General features: G+C 58.0%; 15 protein-coding genes and 1 tRNA gene. 9 read left to right on the forward strand and 7 right to left on the reverse strand.

What is annotated here, in order from left to right; translation table 11 throughout:
• Nucleotides 1-88: 88 nt before the first annotated feature.
• From HMPREF2878_RS09370 to HMPREF2878_RS09380, 3 genes are all read right to left on the reverse strand, one after another.
• A complete protein-coding gene (locus tag HMPREF2878_RS09370) occupies nt 89-898 on the reverse strand; it encodes a tyrosine-type recombinase/integrase (protein WP_049189880.1) in 810 nt (269 codons plus the stop codon).
• Nucleotides 899-972: 74 nt separating this feature from the next.
• On the reverse strand, nt 973-2,061 hold the full coding sequence (locus HMPREF2878_RS09375) for a type I restriction enzyme HsdR N-terminal domain-containing protein (protein ID WP_069359323.1): 1,089 nt from the start codon (nt 2,059-2,061) through the stop codon (nt 973-975).
• Between the two features lie 78 nt (nt 2,062-2,139).
• Nucleotides 2,140-2,757 carry a DUF4352 domain-containing protein gene (locus HMPREF2878_RS09380; RefSeq protein ID WP_049189877.1) on the reverse strand — a complete coding sequence of 206 codons (618 nt, stop codon included), beginning with the start codon at nt 2,755-2,757 and terminating at the stop codon, nt 2,140-2,142.
• Nucleotides 2,758-3,222: 465 nt separating this feature from the next.
• On the opposite strand from HMPREF2878_RS09380, the gene HMPREF2878_RS11340 reads away from it, so the two are divergent.
• Nucleotides 3,223-3,399 (forward strand): hypothetical protein, encoded by a 177-nt coding sequence (locus tag HMPREF2878_RS11340; protein ID WP_167389308.1) that lies wholly within the window; start codon nt 3,223-3,225, stop codon nt 3,397-3,399.
• Between the two features lie 651 nt (nt 3,400-4,050).
• Here HMPREF2878_RS11340 and HMPREF2878_RS09390 read toward each other — a convergent pair.
• Nucleotides 4,051-4,123 (reverse strand) — tRNA-Arg (locus tag HMPREF2878_RS09390).
• 86 nt (nt 4,124-4,209) lie between these two features.
• Here HMPREF2878_RS09390 and HMPREF2878_RS09395 point away from each other — a divergent pair.
• The 5 genes from HMPREF2878_RS09395 to HMPREF2878_RS09415 all read left to right on the forward strand — a co-directional run bounded on the left by HMPREF2878_RS09395 (nt 4,210) and on the right by HMPREF2878_RS09415 (nt 10,498).
• Nucleotides 4,210-6,357: a bifunctional copper resistance protein CopD/cytochrome c oxidase assembly protein gene (locus HMPREF2878_RS09395; protein WP_070653406.1), complete on the forward strand. Its 2,148-nt coding sequence runs from the start codon at nt 4,210-4,212 to the stop codon at nt 6,355-6,357.
• A 232-nt stretch (nt 6,358-6,589) separates the two neighbouring features.
• Nucleotides 6,590-7,150 carry a single-stranded DNA-binding protein gene (locus HMPREF2878_RS09400; RefSeq protein WP_049189873.1) on the forward strand — a complete coding sequence of 187 codons (561 nt, stop codon included), beginning with the start codon at nt 6,590-6,592 and terminating at the stop codon, nt 7,148-7,150.
• A 288-nt stretch (nt 7,151-7,438) separates the two neighbouring features.
• A complete protein-coding gene (gene ettA, locus HMPREF2878_RS09405) occupies nt 7,439-9,109 on the forward strand; it encodes an energy-dependent translational throttle protein EttA (protein WP_016422285.1) in 1,671 nt (556 codons plus the stop codon).
• A gap of 135 nt (nt 9,110-9,244) precedes the next feature.
• Nucleotides 9,245-9,688, forward strand: coding sequence for an acyl-CoA thioesterase (locus HMPREF2878_RS09410; protein WP_016422286.1), 444 nt, complete (start codon nt 9,245-9,247; stop codon nt 9,686-9,688).
• A 6-nt stretch (nt 9,689-9,694) separates the two neighbouring features.
• Nucleotides 9,695-10,498, forward strand: coding sequence for a DUF8185 domain-containing protein (locus tag HMPREF2878_RS09415; RefSeq protein ID WP_070607783.1), 804 nt, complete (start codon nt 9,695-9,697; stop codon nt 10,496-10,498).
• 18 nt (nt 10,499-10,516) lie between these two features.
• On the opposite strand, the gene HMPREF2878_RS09420 is transcribed toward HMPREF2878_RS09415, so the two are convergent.
• Together HMPREF2878_RS09420 and pepN are read right to left on the reverse strand one after the other, a co-directional pair.
• Nucleotides 10,517-10,915, reverse strand: coding sequence for a globin (locus tag HMPREF2878_RS09420; RefSeq protein WP_016422288.1), 399 nt, complete (start codon nt 10,913-10,915; stop codon nt 10,517-10,519).
• Between the two features lie 67 nt (nt 10,916-10,982).
• Nucleotides 10,983-13,685: an aminopeptidase N gene (pepN, locus tag HMPREF2878_RS09425; RefSeq protein ID WP_070653408.1), complete on the reverse strand. Its 2,703-nt coding sequence runs from the start codon at nt 13,683-13,685 to the stop codon at nt 10,983-10,985.
• Nucleotides 13,686-13,850: 165 nt separating this feature from the next.
• On the opposite strand from pepN, the gene HMPREF2878_RS09430 reads away from it, so the two are divergent.
• Both HMPREF2878_RS09430 and HMPREF2878_RS09435 read left to right on the forward strand, forming a co-directional pair.
• Nucleotides 13,851-14,381 carry an SMI1/KNR4 family protein gene (locus tag HMPREF2878_RS09430; protein ID WP_246821955.1) on the forward strand — a complete coding sequence of 177 codons (531 nt, stop codon included), beginning with the start codon at nt 13,851-13,853 and terminating at the stop codon, nt 14,379-14,381.
• Nucleotides 14,382-14,532: 151 nt separating this feature from the next.
• The gene (locus HMPREF2878_RS09435) at nt 14,533-15,177 is read left to right on the forward strand and encodes a mycothiol-dependent nitroreductase Rv2466c family protein (RefSeq protein ID WP_070566874.1); all 645 of its coding nucleotides are present in this window, start codon (nt 14,533-14,535) and stop codon (nt 15,175-15,177) included.
• A 27-nt stretch (nt 15,178-15,204) separates the two neighbouring features.
• Here the strand turns inward: HMPREF2878_RS09435 and HMPREF2878_RS09440 are convergent, their stop codons facing one another.
• Entirely contained in the window at nt 15,205-16,410 is a 1,206-nt protein-coding gene (locus HMPREF2878_RS09440) for a TIGR04053 family radical SAM/SPASM domain-containing protein (protein ID WP_042388514.1), read from the reverse strand.
• Nucleotides 16,411-16,638: 228 nt separating this feature from the next.
• On the opposite strand from HMPREF2878_RS09440, the gene HMPREF2878_RS09445 reads away from it, so the two are divergent.
• A complete protein-coding gene (locus HMPREF2878_RS09445) occupies nt 16,639-17,112 on the forward strand; it encodes a ribose-5-phosphate isomerase (protein WP_048734892.1) in 474 nt (157 codons plus the stop codon).
• The last annotated feature ends 75 nt before the right edge of the window (nt 17,113-17,187 follow it).

Raw genomic sequence — 17,187 nt, forward strand, 5'->3', positions numbered from 1 at the left:
TGAAAGTCAGACACACTTTTTGCTACTTAACCCCTATGAACAGCAGAAACGCATGCAAAAACCGGGAAACCGCTGCATTTCCGCTGCATTAAATCACGCCACGCAGCTGCTCATCCATCACGTCCGCCACCGCATCCAAATCACCATCAAACAAATCCGCGTAGGTATCAAGAGTCATTACCGCACTCGCATGCCCCAACTGCGACTGCACAACCTTCACCGACGCACCAGATCCCACCATCAATCCTGCCGCCACATGCCGCAGACCATGCGGCGTCACATACGGAAACCCCTTATTCGCCTTCATTACGCGTTCAAGGTTCCCGTAGTACCAATCCGGCTTCGAAGGTGTCGGAAGTGGCCCACCATTGCCTGCCGGCCACAACAGCGCATCCGGCAGCTTATCCTTCAGCAGTGGCTCGAGCATCCGCATGACCTTCTTCGGCACTGCCACCGTGCGCTGCTCGTGTGTTTTCGGCGTGCCGATAATGACTCTGCTGCCGACGGTGACAGCGTTCCGTTCCACGTGTACACGGCCGCGCAGAACGTTAACGTCACGGACTCGTAGCGCTGCGGCTTCGCCCCACCGCAGCCCGGTGATAGCGAGCAGCCAGATGAGCTCAGGGCGCTTAGAATCCTTGGCTAGGGTCTTGACCTGCTCGGCGGTCAAGTACACCTTTTTCGCCTTCGGTTTGCGGGGTAGACGCACACCGCGCGCCGGGTTGGAAGCCAGCACCTCGTCACCAACAGCGACATCGAGAACCTGCGCGAGACAAGCGTGCGCCTTCCTTACCGTCGACGCGCCAGCGCTGAACTCGGCCAGCCAGGCTTGCACATCAGAGCGTTTAATCCGGCCAATCCGCCACCCACCCCAGTACGGCTCCACATGCAGCGGCATCCTGGGGCGTTCCCTGAATTGGTGTCGGGTCGAGCGCCCCTATCATTATTTTTATGTCTGCTGCGCCATTGGCGTTACTGATCGCGAAGCGCTATACAGCGCTCGCGAAGAAGCTGCGCATGCTCGTAAATCTCATCAACCGCACCGAGGTCAAATACTTGTTCAGTGCGCGACGCATCGAAGATACCGATACGTGGAACGCGCCGGTCGAAGTACAAACGAGCAATCGGATTCCGGTTGTTATCGCGGTACAAAATTGCGCAATATGATTTCGCGTCACGCATGGTCACATCAGAAACAGAGACTTCGCTGCAGCAAATTGCGCGGATAATTCCAAATGCCTGCAACTCTTCTTCCGTTGTCACGATTCCGGAATCATCAGTTTCCTCCGGTTCGGCAGGGGAGGCGGTAGCAGCCGACGGTGCCGGTGTCGCACCTGGGACTTCATCAAAATCCTGGGCCGAACGCAACCGACGATTCGCCTCATCTTTAAGAAACTGAGATTGAGCTGTCGAGACAAGTTTGGTGAAAATCTCAAGGTTTTGCGCTGTCATGCGGCGCGATGTCACTCGAGATGCGATGAGCCTAACCCAATCAGCATCTGGTTCCTTGAACTGTGATGCCAGAACCTTGCGAATTTCAGAAATGTATTTGAGTTGCTCAGCGCTTGCCGCAATCGTTTCAGAATCGAAGCGAGTCTTTGTGCACATCTCGAGGTGCGGGAAGACACGCGCATCGATGTTAGCGAGGTCGATTGTCATGAATGGCTTTTCGTCCATTCGATTCGCTGCGTCTAGCTGTGCATAGAATTCGTACACTTCACCGTTGGTAAGAATCGCAAACTCGGTATCTGTGACATTGAAGTATCGGACAAGCTGATTCGCGTGATCTAGTCGGAGCGGTTCTCCGATTTTCTTGCATTCGATAAGGAATCGGAAGTCATCACCTGATTTGATGGCGAAGTCTACTTTTTCTCCCTTTTTTACGCCCACGTCCGCGGTATATTCCGGGATAACCTCACGGGGGTCTGTGACGTCGTAGCCGAGGACGGTGCTTATGAAGGGGATGATAAAGGCCGTTTTTGTGGCTTCTTCCGTTTCGATAATTGGCTTTAGTTCTCGAACCTTGGCGGCGAGACTCTGGACTGCTTGGTCAATGCTCATGGTTATTGCCTTTCTTTGGTGGCTCGGCAGACGGTGAAGAAAATGAGTCGGCGTGAATGCCCTATTTTCCGAGTTCGCTTACTCCGATTCTCGAATATCGACGAACTCGAGATCGTCATAGCTAACATCTGGGTTTGTGAATCCAAATACTCCAAGCTCGGTGTCCGATGGAATCTGGTACACCCAAGTCATTTGTGTCTCGAACCCCGGGTTTAGGCTGTCATTGCATTCCGGGTTATCGATAATGCGGTAGAGACTGTCGATGGGGTCGTAAACCTGATTTTCGGTGTTGATTAGTAGTGCTCGAACGGCAAATCCGCATGTGAGATCCATTGGGGACTGTCCGGTGTTCTTCACGTCAGTTTTGACGATGGCGTATTCACCTTTGTCAGCGTTGAGAGTTTCATTTGGCATGTAGCCGCGTTTGTATCCGTCAGCGTAGAGCTCGATACTGTCTGAACGTGTGACTGATTCGACAGTGAGGGTGACTCCAGGTGCTTCGATTGGTTCTCCAATTGGGTGCAGGGTGATCTCTTCAGCAACGTCACCTGAGTCTGTCGGAGCACTTTCTTGAGCTGGGGTGAAGATTAGTAATGCTAAGAAGAGTACAAGCAGAAAAGACGCGGCGATGAACCACCAGCGCTTATAGAACGGCTTCCTTGCGGCGGCTTGCGTAGTGCGGTCTTCGAAAGTCATTGCGTTTCCTTTGTTTATTGAGAGCGCCAGCGGGCTTGGCCGTCCGGGCCGGCGGAGCAGGTCATAGGTGTGCCGTTCTTACTGACTCCTGTTCCTCCTCCTGAACAGTAAGCGCCTGGGGTTACGTAGGATTCCTGCTGTTCAGGGGCCGGCGCGGCGGGAGCTGGAGCTGGTTCTGGTGTCGCCGCCGGCTGCTGCGCCATCATCCGGGAGGCGCACTGCTGCGTCCAGCCGCTTGAACCGTCGGTGAAGAATGTTGTCCCGGTCTCATGCAAAGCGGGGTCGCCGCAGGATGCCACGGTTTTGTTCATTTCAGATGGTTCTGCCTGGCCTGGGGCTTCGGTATACCCTGTTGTGCGTGCGGACGTGGACTCACCTCCACGGGGTGAAGAGGTAGGTTCGGTGGTGTGCTCTAGGGTGGGGTTGGGGCTGTTCTTTGGGCTTGATGATTCAGACGGAGAATCAGTGGTGGATTCAGTGGACGTGGTGCTTGACGGCGAGGACGTTGATGTCGAGCTGGTCGACATGTTGCTGCTTGATAGGGAGGGGGCGTTGTTTGATCCGCAGGCAGCGGCGAACGGAATTGCAACACAGGCTGCGATGATGAGGACTCGTTTGGCGGTGTGGGCGGCCATCGCATGATTCCTTTCTTGGCGTTCTTTATGACTGCCCTTATTCTGCGTTAAGGTGAATGGTTTTCAATCTTTGACCACTCGACGGGGGTAAATTTGACCTCAAAACCTACTGTAAAACACCCCCGATACATCGCCCGCCGCATGTCCGTGTCCTCTCGAGCAATTCCCGCCACACTGGCAGTAGCTGAGTGGCGAAATCAAATTCCCGGGCTATGGCCCCAGTGGCTGGTTCGTAGATTGCTTCCGCTGCAGCGTACTTGGTATGAGAGATGAGTAGCCCGGCAGTTGTCTGGGCTGCGGAATGTTCTGCTCTGGTGTCGAAATGCGGATTACCAGAGTGGGGTGCGTGAGCCAGTTCACGGGCTCGGCTGTAGAGCCGGTTTGCGGCGCCAAGTGTGGGGGATTTTGCATGCGTTGCCGAATGCCTGGAATCCACCGACCGAGAACTAACCAAGAGCCGTTGCTTCGTTGGTTTGAGTTGTTCGGGATTTCCGAACAGCTGACCGGCGGGGCGTTTTTTCATGCCCAAAATCCGCTGCATTTCCGCTGCATTTAAACCAACAAGAGCCAATCTGAGCCTACATTAGCGGGGTAGTCAGATAGGGTAAACCCCCGCCTGAACTCGAAAAACACCAGTTCATGACGGGGATAGAAAACGCGCCCCCAGAAGGATTCGAACCCTCGACCAATCGGGTAGAAGCCGACTGCTCTGTCCACTGAGCTATGGAGGCTAGCTAAGAAAAGCATTGTAGCGTCTCTAATGTAGCCAATCACAACCGGTTCTGTTCTAGGGACTTTGGTCGCTAAGCTTAGGGCTATGACTGCCACGACCAAGGCCGAGACCTCTCCGCCTGTTAGCAAGGATAAGAAAGTCCGTAAATCTGCTGGTTGGTACGTTGTTTTTGTGCTTATCGGCGGCGTTCTAGCTGGTTTGCTCTCGATGGCGTTCAACATGGATTCGCGCGCCACGTTGGGTATTCCCGATCCCGGCACAATCACCACCTTCGGGTTCCCGTTCGCGAAGGCGGCCGGTGAGCTGCTCGCCTGCCTCGGCGTAGGTTCGTTTATGCTCGCCGCTTTCGGTACGAAGCAGCGTGCCGACGGCACTTTAGGCCTTGATGGCTACACGGCATCCCGCACGGGTATGTGGGCCATGCTCGGCTGGGGCCTCATGGCCTTGATGGAGATTCCGCTGGTGCTCTCCGATGTGTCGGGCCAGCCGCTATCGACGACGATTCAGCTGAGTAACTGGGCTGTGTCGTTGGAGCAGACCAAGGAGGGCTTGGCGTGGCTGTGGGTAGCTATTTTTGCGGGCATTGTGGCGCTTGGTTCATCGCTGACTCGTAAGTGGATTTGGCAGCCGGTGTTCTTCGCCATCAGCTTGGTGTCGATGATGCCGCTGGCGGTTGTAAGCCACAACGCCTCCGGTGGTGCCCATGACTACGGCACTAACTCCTACATCTGGCACTTGACCTTCACTGTGTTTTGGGTTGGCGGTTTGATGGCGCTGGTTGGCCACGCGCGTCGTCGTGGTGAATGGATGCCAGAAGTAGTGAAGCGCTATTCTTTCGTGGCGTTGGTGGCTTTCATCGCCATGTCTGCCTCCGGCTTCATTAACGCAGCCATCAACATTGACTGGTCTGACCTGGTCAGCAACAATTACGGCATCATGGTGCTGGTCAAGGCTGTGCTCACCATCTTCCTGGGTCTATGTGGCTATGTGCACCGCAAGATCACCATTCCGGAGATCGAGCGCGCTCAGTCGAATCGCCCATTCTGGCGCCTGGCCATTGTCGAGGTCATCATCATGGCGCTGACAATCGGCGTTGCCGTAGCTCTGGGCCGTACTCCGCCGCCACCGAATTTCTCTGAGCAGGCCGGTGGTGAAGGCCTGCCGTCGATTACGCAGATGCAGGTCAAGCTCGGTTACAACCTGGAAATCCCATTCGGTTGGGAAGCCATGTTCACGCAGTGGCGCTTTGACATCTTCTTCGGCTCTGCCGCCATCATTGCCGCGTGGATTTACCTGTACTGGCTCTACCTGCTGAAGAAGCGCGGCGGTACCTGGCCACTGTCCAACACCCTGTGGTGGCTCGCTGGTTGTGCCACGTTGCTGTTTACTTCGTGCAGTGCGCTGGGCGTGTACATGCCGGCTCTGTTCTCGGTTCACATGATCGCCCACATGCTTTACTCCATGGGCATTCCGGTCATGCTGGTGCTGGGTGGTCCGGTTACGCTTGCGTTGCGTGCGCTGAAGCCGGCTGGCCGCGATGGTCTGCCTGGTATTCGTGAGTGGCTGGTGGTCTTCATCAACAACCCGGTGTCGCGTTTCCTCACGCACCCGGTTGTGGCAACGGTGCAGTTCGTCGCGGGCTTTTACCTGCTCTACATGACACCGATTTACGACTTCCTGGCTGATGAGCACGCGGGCCACGTGTTCATGAACATCCACTTCTTGATCTCCGGTTACATCTTCTACTGGGTCATTATCGGTGTCGATGCTGCACCACAGCAGATTGAGCCGTCGGTCAAGCTGGTCACGCTGATGGGGTCGTTGCCGTTCCACGCTTGGTTCGGTATTTCGCTGATGCAGTCGCAGCAGGTGCTTGCCGAGGCCTACTACGCCAGCCTGGATCTCCCTTGGGCAGTGAATCTCCTGGAAGATCAGAACGTTGGTGGTGCCGTCGCGTGGGCTGCCGGTGAGGTTCCGCTCTACATCGTCACCGTTGCGCTGTTTGTACAGTGGCGGCGTTCCGATGAAAAGGATGCAGCCCGCTACGACCGCGTCGCAGACCGCAACAATGATGAGGAGTTGGCCGCTTACAACGAAATGCTCGCTCGCATGAGCCAGCAGGTCGGTGTTGGTGGCGAGGATGAGCGCGATTACTACACCTCGGAGGTTGACGCGCAGCATCCGGTGCACATGGATAATCCGATCGATGCCTCGAAGAGGCGCGGAAGGTAGCGTCGTTAAGCTGATTTTGCATGCTTGACGACGAGGATTGCCGCGACTTCGCCCCTCAACTTCATACGTAGCCTGTGGATAGTTGTCTTTTCGACAAACTTATCCACAGGCTTTTTATGTACCTCTTTCATTTGTTTCTCGAAGCCGGAAAAGTAATTGGCACGGCACGAATGAGACACCTTCGAATTATTCGGCCGCAGTAGGTAAACGCTTTCTTTGGGGGAGGAGCCCGATGTCTGAGGCAGTTATTACCGTGGTGGGCAATGTGGTCCATCATGTGGAAAATCGAAACACCAATTCTGGGGCAAAGGTCTGCAAGTTTTCTGTGGCATCCAGCAAGTCATGGAAGGGGGAGAATGGTTGGGAGCAGTCGGAGACGTCATATTTTGATGTTGAATGTTGGGGCAAGCTCGCCGAGAACGTGAATAACACGGTGTGGAAGGGCCAAGCCGTCATTGTCCACGGTCACGTTCGTACGGATCGCTGGGAGGGCGATGATGGTACGAAGCATCAGCGCCAGAAGATCATTGCTAAGGCGGTAGGTCCGAATCTGCGCCGTCACCTGGCAACAGTGAAGACTATGACTGAGAAGCCGCATGAGTCGCCGACTGGTCTTGGTGAGGCATCGACTGGGGATTCGGAAGCTTCGGTTACTGAGACAGTTGCGTCTCAGGCCGGGGCCGTGCGCACCTTCACTGCTAGTACAGGCGGCGCTGGTGAGGCGGGGAACACAGGTGCAGCTAGTTCGGAGCAGCGAGAAATGGCTGATGCAGGAGTCAGTGCGCCGTTCTAACCCAGGAGCCAGTACATCGTTGTAGAGCGGAATGAGGGGGGGGAGCCGCTGAAAGAGCGGAAAGAGGGGAGGGGTAATTACTGCACGTGAGGTGACGCTGCTGAGAAAGGGGAGGGATCGCATACGATTCGGCAGCGTTATCTCGCAGCTAGTTTTGCTAGGAGCCTGGCAGAGATTTTGGTGGGAAAGGATTGCGGGTACGCCCATGTAGATTGTGCCTTTTGGTTCCTATGCGTAACCTCTACAGGGATTGCTTATTTCCTTTCTACGAGGGGACGAAATTCCACCATGGGTGAGTTCATCTACCAGATGAAAAACGTGCGCAAGGCGCACGGCGATAAGGTTATTCTCGACAACGTCACCATGGCGTTTTACCCGGGCGCAAAGATCGGCGTGGTCGGTCCGAACGGCGCAGGTAAGTCGTCGATTCTGAAGATTATGGCTGGCCTTGATCAGCCGAGTAACGGTGAAGCTTTCCTGGAGCCGGGCGCCACTGTCGGCATCCTGCTGCAGGAGCCTCCGCTGAATGAGGAGAAGACCGTTCGCGGCAACGTCGAGGAGGGCCTCGGCGACATCTTCGAGAAGAAGGCTCGTTTTGAAGCCATCGCCGAGGAGATGGCCACCAATTACACCGACGAGCTCATGGAAGAAATGGGCAAGCTCCAGGAGGAGCTCGACGCCGCTGATGCTTGGGAGCTGGATTCCAAGATTGAGCAGGCAATGGATGCGCTTCGCTGCCCGCCGGCGGACGAGCCGGTTACTCACCTCTCCGGTGGTGAGCGTCGTCGTGTAGCACTGGCAAAGCTGCTGCTCTCCGAGCCGGACCTGCTGCTTCTCGACGAGCCGACTAACCACCTGGACGCCGAGTCTGTGCTGTGGCTCGAGCAGCACCTGGCTAAGTACCCGGGTGCCGTCCTGGCCGTGACCCACGACCGTTACTTCCTGGATCACGTCGCTGGCTGGATCTGTGAGGTCGACCGCGGCAAGCTCTACCCGTACGAGGGCAATTACTCGACTTACCTGGAGAAGAAGGCTGAGCGCCTCGAGGTTGCAGGTAAGAAGGACGCCAAGCTGCAGAAGCGCCTGAAGGACGAGCTGGCGTGGGTCCGCTCGGGTCAGAAGGCTCGCCAGGCCAAGAACAAGGCCCGTCTGGAGCGCTACGAGCAGATGGTGGAGGAAGCCGAGCAGTACAAGAAGCTCGACTTCGAAGAGATCCAGATTCCGACCCCGCCGCGCCTGGGTAACCAGGTTGTTGAGGTCAAGGACCTGGAGAAGGGCTTCGATGGCCGCGTCCTGATTAAGGACCTGTCGTTCACCCTGCCGCGTAACGGCATCGTCGGTGTGATTGGCCCGAACGGTGTGGGTAAGTCCACCCTGTTCAAGACCATCGTGGGTCTGGAGCAGCCGGATTCCGGTGAGGTCAAGGTCGGTCAGACTGTTCAGCTCAGCTACGTTGACCAGGGTCGTGAAAACATCGATCCGGAAAAGACCGTCTGGGAGGTTGTCTCTGATGGTCTCGACTACATCGTGGTCGGCCAGAACGAGATGCCGTCTCGTGCGTACCTGTCTGCATTCGGTTTCAAGGGTGCGGACCAGCAGAAGCCGTCGAAGGTTCTCTCCGGTGGTGAGCGCAACCGTCTGAACCTCGCGCTGACCCTGAAGCAGGGCGGTAACCTGATCCTCCTGGATGAGCCGACTAACGACCTTGACGTCGAAACCCTGTCTTCGCTGGAAAACGCACTGCAGAACTTCCCGGGCTGTGCCGTGGTCATTTCCCACGACCGTTGGTTCCTGGACCGCACCTGTACCCACATCCTCGCATGGGAAGGCAACTTCGAAGAGGGCAAGTGGTTCTGGTTCGAGGGCAACTTCGAGGGCTACGAGAAGAACAAGATTGAGCGTTACGGCGAGGAGGCTGCACGCCCGTCGCGCGTCACGCACCGTCGCCTGACCCGATAATCTGTTTCGCGCGAATCTGATTTTTGCCAACGGCAAAGTCCGGAACCTTGTGGACTGGCTCGCACCAGTGCACAGGTCCCGGGCTTTCGCGTATTCGCAGGCTCGTAGCTCCAGAAAACGCCTATAGTTCTGGGTATGACTGAATCAGCACCATTTCGTACCAACGTCGCTATCCGCTGGTCTGATTTCGATCAGTATGGCCACGCCAACAACACCGCTTTCCTGGAATACGCCCAGCAGGCTCGTCTGGACTTTGTGATGCGCGGTCTCGGCGGCGGGGCAGGGATGCCTGCGGCAGTGGTGCGTCGCCTGGAGATTGACTACGTCCGCGCTATTTTGCCGGACACCCAGGAAGTTGTGGTTGAGACCGAGATCATCAACTTCGGTCGCACCTCTTTCACACTTCGCCAGACAATCTCCGACCAGCATGATCACATCGTTGCTGTGCTCGAAACCGTGATGGTGATGTTTGATCTCAAGACTGCGAAGGCAGTCGAGCTCTCCCCGTCTGCCCGCCGTGAACTGGAGCGTTTTGCAGCTCCCGCAATCGAAGACAACAAGGAAGACCAGGACAAGTAATTCGCCGTGACCACTTCTCATCCCGCTGCCGAGCTGACCTTTGGCACTCCCGATGCCCTGAAGAATCTGGGTGTCCTGGCCCATAAGGCCTACGCCCTCGACGAGAGCACGTTGCTACGCATCCGAGCACGTAAGACCGCCGCCGCTGGTATCAGTTCCTCGTCGGCACCTAACGCTGCGCCCGCAATGTCGCAGGTATGGGTGAAGACCCCAATCGGCCCGCTCGCCATGCGCACGATTGCGCTGCACGCGCTTCCCGACGACATCATCGTCACCGCCGCGGAGATTAAAGACATCGCAGTGCGTGCCTTTGCGCAGGCAAAAACTGCTGAGGACGAAGAGGAGAAAGAAGCTTCGCTCACCGCGATGCCATACCGCGTGCATGCGCAGTCGGCGTCCTCCTGGCCGGGATTCCTGCCAGTGCCGGAAGGATGGCAGGTTGTCGACTATGTTCCAGCGACTGCTTTCCGGACTCTCGAGAAGCAGGGGCGCGCGGTCGCCGTCGAATCTTCCGGCCCGATGGGCATGCCACCGTCTCTGCTGGACCAAAAGGTTCTCACTGTCAGCGGCGGTACCGGTGAAGCCACTGTTGATACAGGGGAGGGGCAGTCGCAGGCGACGTCGAAAAGCGTCGTGGACGTGACCATGCGGGACGTGTTTGCGCTGTGCACGATGGGCTTCATCCCGGAGCAACCGGATGAAAAAGAGCCGGTGCGCGTGTCCGCAAAGGGACGGTGGCACCGGCTGGATGGGCGGTTTGGCTCGATCTTTACGCTCGAGTCCTTTGGCGTACTGCCGCTGCTGAACTAGCGGCGCAGGGCCTAATTCCTACTGCGCGTCGAAGCGGTTGATGAGCATGTCAGCAACCTGCACCATGTGGTTCCACATGGCTTCGCGCTGGGGGCGGGGGAGCTCGTCATCGGAAATGTCTGCGAGTGAGGCGCTCATGATTTCCAGCCAGCGGTCGCGTTCGGCCTCGCCGATGGAAAACGGCATGTGGCGCATGCGCAGGCGCGGATGACCACGCTGTTCGCTGTAGGTGTGCGGCCCGCCCCAGTACTGGACGAGAAACATACGTAGTCGATCCTCGGCGCCCTCCCAGTCATCGCTGGGGTACATCGGGCCGATGAGGTCATCGGAACGCATGCGCGTGTAAAAACCATGGACGATGCGATTGAAGACATCCTCGCCGCCGACGGAGTCAAAGAGCGTCTGAGAAGTTGTCATGGCACCAAGTCTATCGACTTGATGCCACGAAAACGATAACGGCCAAAGTGCCGGCCGAAATCACTTGTTACTTCGCGTCGAACTCGCGGGCGCGGAGAGCGAGCTTCACCAGGAACTGCTGCTCAGAAATGATGCGCTTGACCGGCGACGCAGTCTCCTCGCTGTCGAGCAGGCGCTGAGCGGCCGCGATTGCCGACTCGCTGATCTCCCAAGTGGGGTAGAAGCCCTCGAGGAGAGTCTGGGCCGTCTCGGAGGAGAACTGCTTCCACCAGCTGTTGGCAACAGCGAAGAAGTGCTCCGACAGCGAGGTTGCCGACTGCTCCGCGCTGATGGTGGCACGGGAGTCGTCGTCAAGCGCCTGCGCGAGCACTGCACCCGAGCCCGGCGCGTTGAAGCCGGCCAGCAGGTGGCGAATGACAAGGTTCGATGGGGCGTCGTCGCCGGAGACAGTCGCCTCAGCCCAGACGCGGGACTTGTTGGCGAGCGTCGGCACGGAGGCGCGGCAGGCGATGGCAGCCTGCGCGCCGAGTGCTGAGTTGTCGGTCTTTTCAAGCTCTGCGATGGCGTTCTCGCCTTCGAGACCGGCGGAAACTAGAGACTTCAGGGCGCGCCACTGCATGTCGGTGTCGACAGTGACAGCGGGGAAGCCAGCCTTGTCGGCGTCGCCGGCGTAGATGGCGCGCAGTGCGTCCATGACGTCGCTATTCGACGAGCCCACGGTAGCCAGAGCGTTAACGAAAACCAGGGCGCGGTCGGCGTCGGTTTCCTTCTTCGCGTAGTCCAATAGGCCCTGTGCCAGCAGATTGCGTCCGGTGGAGTCGGCCCACTGTGGATCGGCGTAGACGTTGACAGCGCTGACCGCCTGAGCGATGACGCGCTCCAAGACGGAGAGCTTGTCCTCGCCCGGGATGCCGCGGAGCACGAGGTTGACGAAGTCACGAGCGCGCATCTGGCCTGCGCGAACCATCTGCCAGGTGGCGGACCAGCACAGTGTGCGTGCCATCGAATCGGTGAAAGCGCCGATGTTGTCAATGACGGTGGCAAGTGAGCCCTCGTCCAGGCGAATCATGCTGTAGGTGAGGTCGTCGTCGTTAACCAGCACGACGTCGCCAACTGGCGTGTCGACTAGTTCTGGGACTTCGGTGCGGGCACCGCGGACGTCGATTTCGACGCGCTTGGTGCGCTCAAGTACAGCGTCCGCGCCGGTGCCGCGCAGGTTGTAGATGCCCACTGCGATTCGGTGATCACGGAGTTCACCGGCACCCGGCTCGGCGCCTTCCTGCGTGACTGCGAAGGAGGTGTACTTGCCGTCCTCTTGATGGAACTCTGGCGCCAGGGTGGTGATGCCGGTGGTGGTCAGCCACTGATCGGCCCAGCCAGACAGATCGCGACCGGAGGCCTCGGAGAGCGCCTCCAACAGATCCGCGAAGGTGGCGTTGCCAAAGCGGTGGCGGGAAAAGTGAAGACGAGCACCGGCGAGGAAGGCGTCCTGACCAACGTAGGCGGCCAGCTGCTTGAGGGTGGACGCGCCCTTGGCGTAGGTGATGCCGTCGAAGTTCTGCTCGACGGTGTCAATGTCGCTGGCATCGGCGGCAATCGGGTGCGTCGACGGCAGCTGATCCTGCTTGTAGGCCCAGGCCTTCTCTACGTTGGCGAAGGTGGTCCAGGCGTGGCTGTAATCGGAAACCTCAACCTGTGCGGCGGCAGCCGACCAGGTAGCGAAGGACTCGTTGAGCCAGAGATCATCCCACCACTGCATGGTGACCAAATCGCCGAACCACATGTGAGCCATCTCGTGCAGGATGGTGTCGTTGCGGCGCTCGTAGAGGTAATGGGTGGGCTTGGAACGAAAGACGTACTCGTCGCGGATGGTCACGCAGCCGGCGTTTTCCATCGCACCCATGTTGTATTCCGGGCAGAAGATCTGGTCGTACTTGCCGAACGGGTAGGGCTCGCCGAAGTGCTTGGCGTAGAAGTCGAAGCCTTCCTTGGTCTCCTTGAACAGAGTGTCGGCATCGAGGTACTCGGCGATGGACTGGCGGCAGTAGATTCCTAGCGGAATGGTCAGCTCGCCGTCCGGCTGGTGCTCGGCAGGGGTTTCCGGGTGCGGTGCGACAGTGCCGGTCCACGAGTCAGTGACCTCGTGCCACGGGCCCGCACAGACTGCGACGAGGTACGTCGACAGCGGAACATCCACTGAGAAGTCGAAGGTGTCGGCCTCATTGCCGTGGACATCGGTGGTGGTGCCGGTCTTGGCTACCGAGTTGGAAATAACCTTCCAGCCCTTCGGCGCCACGACGTGGATGGAGTACGTCGCCTTCAAATCCGGCTGGTCAAAGCAGGCGAACACGCGCTTGGCATCGGCAGTTTCAAACTGCGAGTACAGGTAGGTTTCGCCATCGGCGGGATCCTGGAAGCGGTGAATGCCCTGGCCGTTATTGGTGTAACGACAGTCCGCATCGATAACGACGGTGTGGTCACCTTCGGTCAGGTCTACGTTAATGCCGGTCTCGCTGGCATAACGAGCGGCCTCCGTGGCATCGACGCCGTCGATGGTCACACTCTTGACAACTGCATCGCGCAGGTCAATAAAGGTGGAACCAGCGCGCTTCGCTTTCAGAGAAATTGTGGTCTTGGAAGCGAATGTTGGTGCGCTGTGCGGCCCACCGACCGGTGCGGTCGTAAGGTCGAGCGAGATGTCGTAGTGGGACACCTCGAGCATGGCCGCACGGTCGGCGGCCTCGGTCCTGGTTAGGTTCGTGGAAGTCATGCGACAAGTGTAACCACGACCCCGGATTGGGAATCGGGCAGTAGCGGGGTGGGTGGGGTGACCTCGACTTCCTAGCTCGTTCCTAGCCGATTGGGGCGGTCGATTGGGCGAGATTTTGGCTTCTTTGGCATGCGAGCAAAGCCGATCGTGAATACACTTCGTTTCATGTACGAACTCAGTGATGATGCAAGCAAGGTTGAACGGGTCAACGCGGCGTGGGATCGCATTGAAGCAAAGCTTGGCGACGACGCCCTGGAGGCCCCGGCGACAGAAGCGGAATTGGATCAGCTTGAGGCTGACCTCGGAGTAAAGCTGCCAGATTACGTGCGAGCTTCGTGGCTGCGGCACGCGTCTGTGGACGGTGAGCCGTGGGACGGTGGCTGGATTGCACCGCCGAAGTCGATTCTGAACGACTACAAGCTGTGGACTCAGCTGCAGGCGGACGGCGAGTTCGATGATTTTGAAGCCGAAGGCATGGACAGCGCTGACTCGGATGGCAAGTGGTATCACGAGGCATGGATTCCGCTGGTTATGGACTTCGGCGGAAACAACTACTGTCTGGACATGCGCTCGGGGAAGATGGTCTCCATGGACCACGAGGTGGGCTCGGAGTTCCTGGACTACGCCGACTGGCCTGCCTACCTGGAAGCTGCCGCTGATTCCCTGGAGGCTACGGGCTTGCCCTGGAACGGCTAGGTAAGCAATCTGGACGGCGTCCGATGGGGGGGGAGTCAGTTAGCACCGGGCCCGATAGAACTTCGGACCCATCCGAATTCATGAATGCGAACCGAAAAATTCCGCCCTATAGTCGTTGATAAGTCAATCAATGCTTTAGGAGGACTTTCACATGAGCAATCGAGACAAGGTCACTTTTTACTTCGACGTTTCCTGCCCGTTTTGCTGGGTGACGTCGCGCTGGATTAAGGAAGTCGAAAAGGTCCGCGACATCGAGATCGAGTGGAAGCCGATGAGCCTGTCGGTGCTCAATGAAGGCCGCGATGAACTGCCGGAAGATTACAAGTTCATGATGCAGTGCAACTGGACCCCGGCACGCCTGTTCAACGCCGTGTTCTCCCAGGATGGCCAGGAGGCCGTCGACAAGCTTTACACCGCGCTGGGCACGAAGGTCCACAACGAAAACCGCATCGATCGCCACGCGCATGTCGACGAGCCGGAGCACGCATTCGACGAGCTGATTAAGGAAGCCCTCGCAGAGGTTGGTCTGCCGGAAGAGCGCCTGGCCCAGGCCCTGACTACGGAGTTTGATGAGCTCATGCGTGAAAACCACGCAGAGGCCATGAAGGAGGTCGGCAACGACGTCGGCACTCCGGTGGTCAAGCTCAACGACGTTGCCTTCTTCGGCCCGGTGCTGACCCGCATCCCACGCGGCGAAGAAGCGGGCAAGATTTTTGATGGCGCGGTTGCCGTCGCCAGCTACCCGTACTTCTTCGAAATTAAGCGCTCCCGGACTGAGGACCCGCGCTTCGACTAAGAAAGCAGTAGCAGCTGGGGCGCGCAGTTAGGAGAGCTGACCCGCTCCGGCTCCAGCATTCTGCCCGGTAGAGGCCTGCCGTTCTTCTTCGCTCATGGCAGCCCACCGTGGCGGGATGTAGATGCAGGTCGGGTCGGATGCGGTGTAATCCCCGGTCAACGCGTACGCTGTCGACCGGGACCCACCGCATACGCTGTGGTATTCACAGACGCTGCACTTTCCATGCCAATTGTCCGGATCGCGAAGGGCCTTGAACGCCGGCGAGTTCGAATAGATTTCCTGGAATGGCGTGGCCTTCACATTTCCGCAGTGAAGCGGCAGGAAGCCATTGGGGTAGACGTCGCCGATGTGGTCAATGAAGGCAAAACCTGACCCGGAATTGACGGCCATGGGGGAGCGCGGGCGACGTGGCTTTTCCGGCACAGCACCGAGCAGCTTTGTCGTTTCCTCGGTCAAGTAACGGTAGAGCTCGCCGCCCTCATAGGGTGGCAGCCCCTTTTCCTTCGCTTCCTCCTGCTGCATGACGACGCGCCGATACTGCGGCGCCTCCGTCGTCTTAATGGCAATTCGGTTGGAGACATCAGACAACCAGTGCAGAACGTCCTCGCGTTCCTCCGGTGACAATGCGCCCAAATCCGCACCGCGACCTGTGGGAACGAGGAAAAAGACGTACCACATCTTGGCCTGCATCTCCATGACAGTCTTCAGCAGCGCTGGCGCCTCATGAATATTTCCCTTGGTCAGGGTCGAGTTAATCTGCAGCCGGTAACCGGCCTCGTTGATGTGCGGAGCCATTTCGAGCGTCTTTTCAAAAGTGCCCGAAAATCCACGGAACTTGTCATGGGTCTGGGCAGTCGCGCCATCGAGCGACATCGACATCGCCTTGCCACCGGCCTCACGCAGTGACTGAATCCGCTCTGGCGTGAGCCGCGGCGTCACCGATGGAGATAGCGACATATTCAGGCCCTGCTCCGTGCCGAATCGCACCAATTCTTCCAGGTCATCACGCTCAAAAGGGTCGCCGCCGGTGAGCACCACAAGTGGCTTCGGCTTGCTATACGACGCCAAGGTCTCCAGCAGCATCTTGCCCTCGGTGGTCGAAAGCTGGTGAGGATGCGGCTCGTGCTGTGCATCTGCACGGCAGTGCTTGCAAACTAGGCCACAAGCCCGCGTGACCTCCCAAATGACGATAAATGGTTTCTTGTTGATGTCATGCCGAACCGTTCGCACCACCGGTGCGTGATGATTCCCATGGGAGCCATGGGCTTCAGGATCGACTTGGAAGTGAGCTTGCGGCGCAGGAGACACGGTAAAAGCACCCAATTTCCGGTTTCGAAGACGTGCTGAAACGCAAATACAGTCACTTTTCACCCTATTCGGCTGCGCAGGAGACGTCGTCAAGCAATACCTAAAACGGGTGCAGGCGCCGTGGAATCCGTGGGAACCGCTAAACTTGCTGCCATGCGTATTTACCTTGGTGCAGACCACGCCGGTTTTGAGATGAAGAACCTGATTAAGGCCCACCTGGAAAAGGCTGGCCACGACGTCGTTGACTGCGGCGCTCACACCTACGACCCTGCAGATGACTACCCAGCATTCTGCATTGAGGCGGCTTCCCGTACCGTCGCCGATCCGGGCAGCCTGGGCATCGTGCTCGGCGGTTCCGGCAACGGCGAGCAGATCGCTGCTAACAAGGTCAAGGGCGCTCGTTGTGCGCTGGCTTGGTCGGTGGAGACCGCAAAGCTTGCCCGCGAGCACAACAATGCTCAGCTGATTGGCCTCGGCGGTCGTATGCACTCTGAGGAAGAGGCTCTGGCCATCGTCGATGCTTTCGTCTCCCAGCCGTGGAGCGAGGAGGAGCGCCACCAGCGCCGCATTGACATCCTGGCAGAGTACGAAAAGACTGGCGTTGCCCCGGAGCTGCCGAAGGCTTAAGAGGCCACTGTTCTCCATCTGGGGGGATAGGTATAGGAAAGGATAGGGGCTGTTTCCAGAATATTCTGGAAACAG

The sequence above is a fragment of the Corynebacterium sp. HMSC065H09 genome (genome assembly GCF_001812845.1).
Lineage (GTDB): Bacteria > Actinomycetota > Actinomycetes > Mycobacteriales > Mycobacteriaceae > Corynebacterium > Corynebacterium jeikeium_D.

Coding starts and splice junctions, on each gene's coding strand:
- HMPREF2878_RS09370 (WP_049189880.1), bottom strand. CDS start 898: ATGCCGCTGCATGTGGAGCCGTACTGGGGTGGGTGGCGGATTGGCCGG.
- HMPREF2878_RS09375 (WP_069359323.1), bottom strand. CDS start 2,061: ATGAGCATTGACCAAGCAGTCCAGAGTCTCGCCGCCAAGGTTCGAGAA.
- HMPREF2878_RS09380 (WP_049189877.1), bottom strand. CDS start 2,757: ATGACTTTCGAAGACCGCACTACGCAAGCCGCCGCAAGGAAGCCGTTC.
- HMPREF2878_RS09395 (WP_070653406.1), top strand. CDS start 4,210: ATGACTGCCACGACCAAGGCCGAGACCTCTCCGCCTGTTAGCAAGGAT.
- HMPREF2878_RS09400 (WP_049189873.1), top strand. CDS start 6,590: ATGTCTGAGGCAGTTATTACCGTGGTGGGCAATGTGGTCCATCATGTG.
- ettA (WP_016422285.1), top strand. CDS start 7,439: ATGGGTGAGTTCATCTACCAGATGAAAAACGTGCGCAAGGCGCACGGC.
- HMPREF2878_RS09410 (WP_016422286.1), top strand. CDS start 9,245: ATGACTGAATCAGCACCATTTCGTACCAACGTCGCTATCCGCTGGTCT.
- HMPREF2878_RS09420 (WP_016422288.1), bottom strand. CDS start 10,915: ATGACAACTTCTCAGACGCTCTTTGACTCCGTCGGCGGCGAGGATGTC.
- pepN (WP_070653408.1), bottom strand. CDS start 13,685: ATGACTTCCACGAACCTAACCAGGACCGAGGCCGCCGACCGTGCGGCC.
- HMPREF2878_RS09430 (WP_246821955.1), top strand. CDS start 13,851: ATGTACGAACTCAGTGATGATGCAAGCAAGGTTGAACGGGTCAACGCG.
- HMPREF2878_RS09435 (WP_070566874.1), top strand. CDS start 14,533: ATGAGCAATCGAGACAAGGTCACTTTTTACTTCGACGTTTCCTGCCCG.
- HMPREF2878_RS09445 (WP_048734892.1), top strand. CDS start 16,639: ATGCGTATTTACCTTGGTGCAGACCACGCCGGTTTTGAGATGAAGAAC.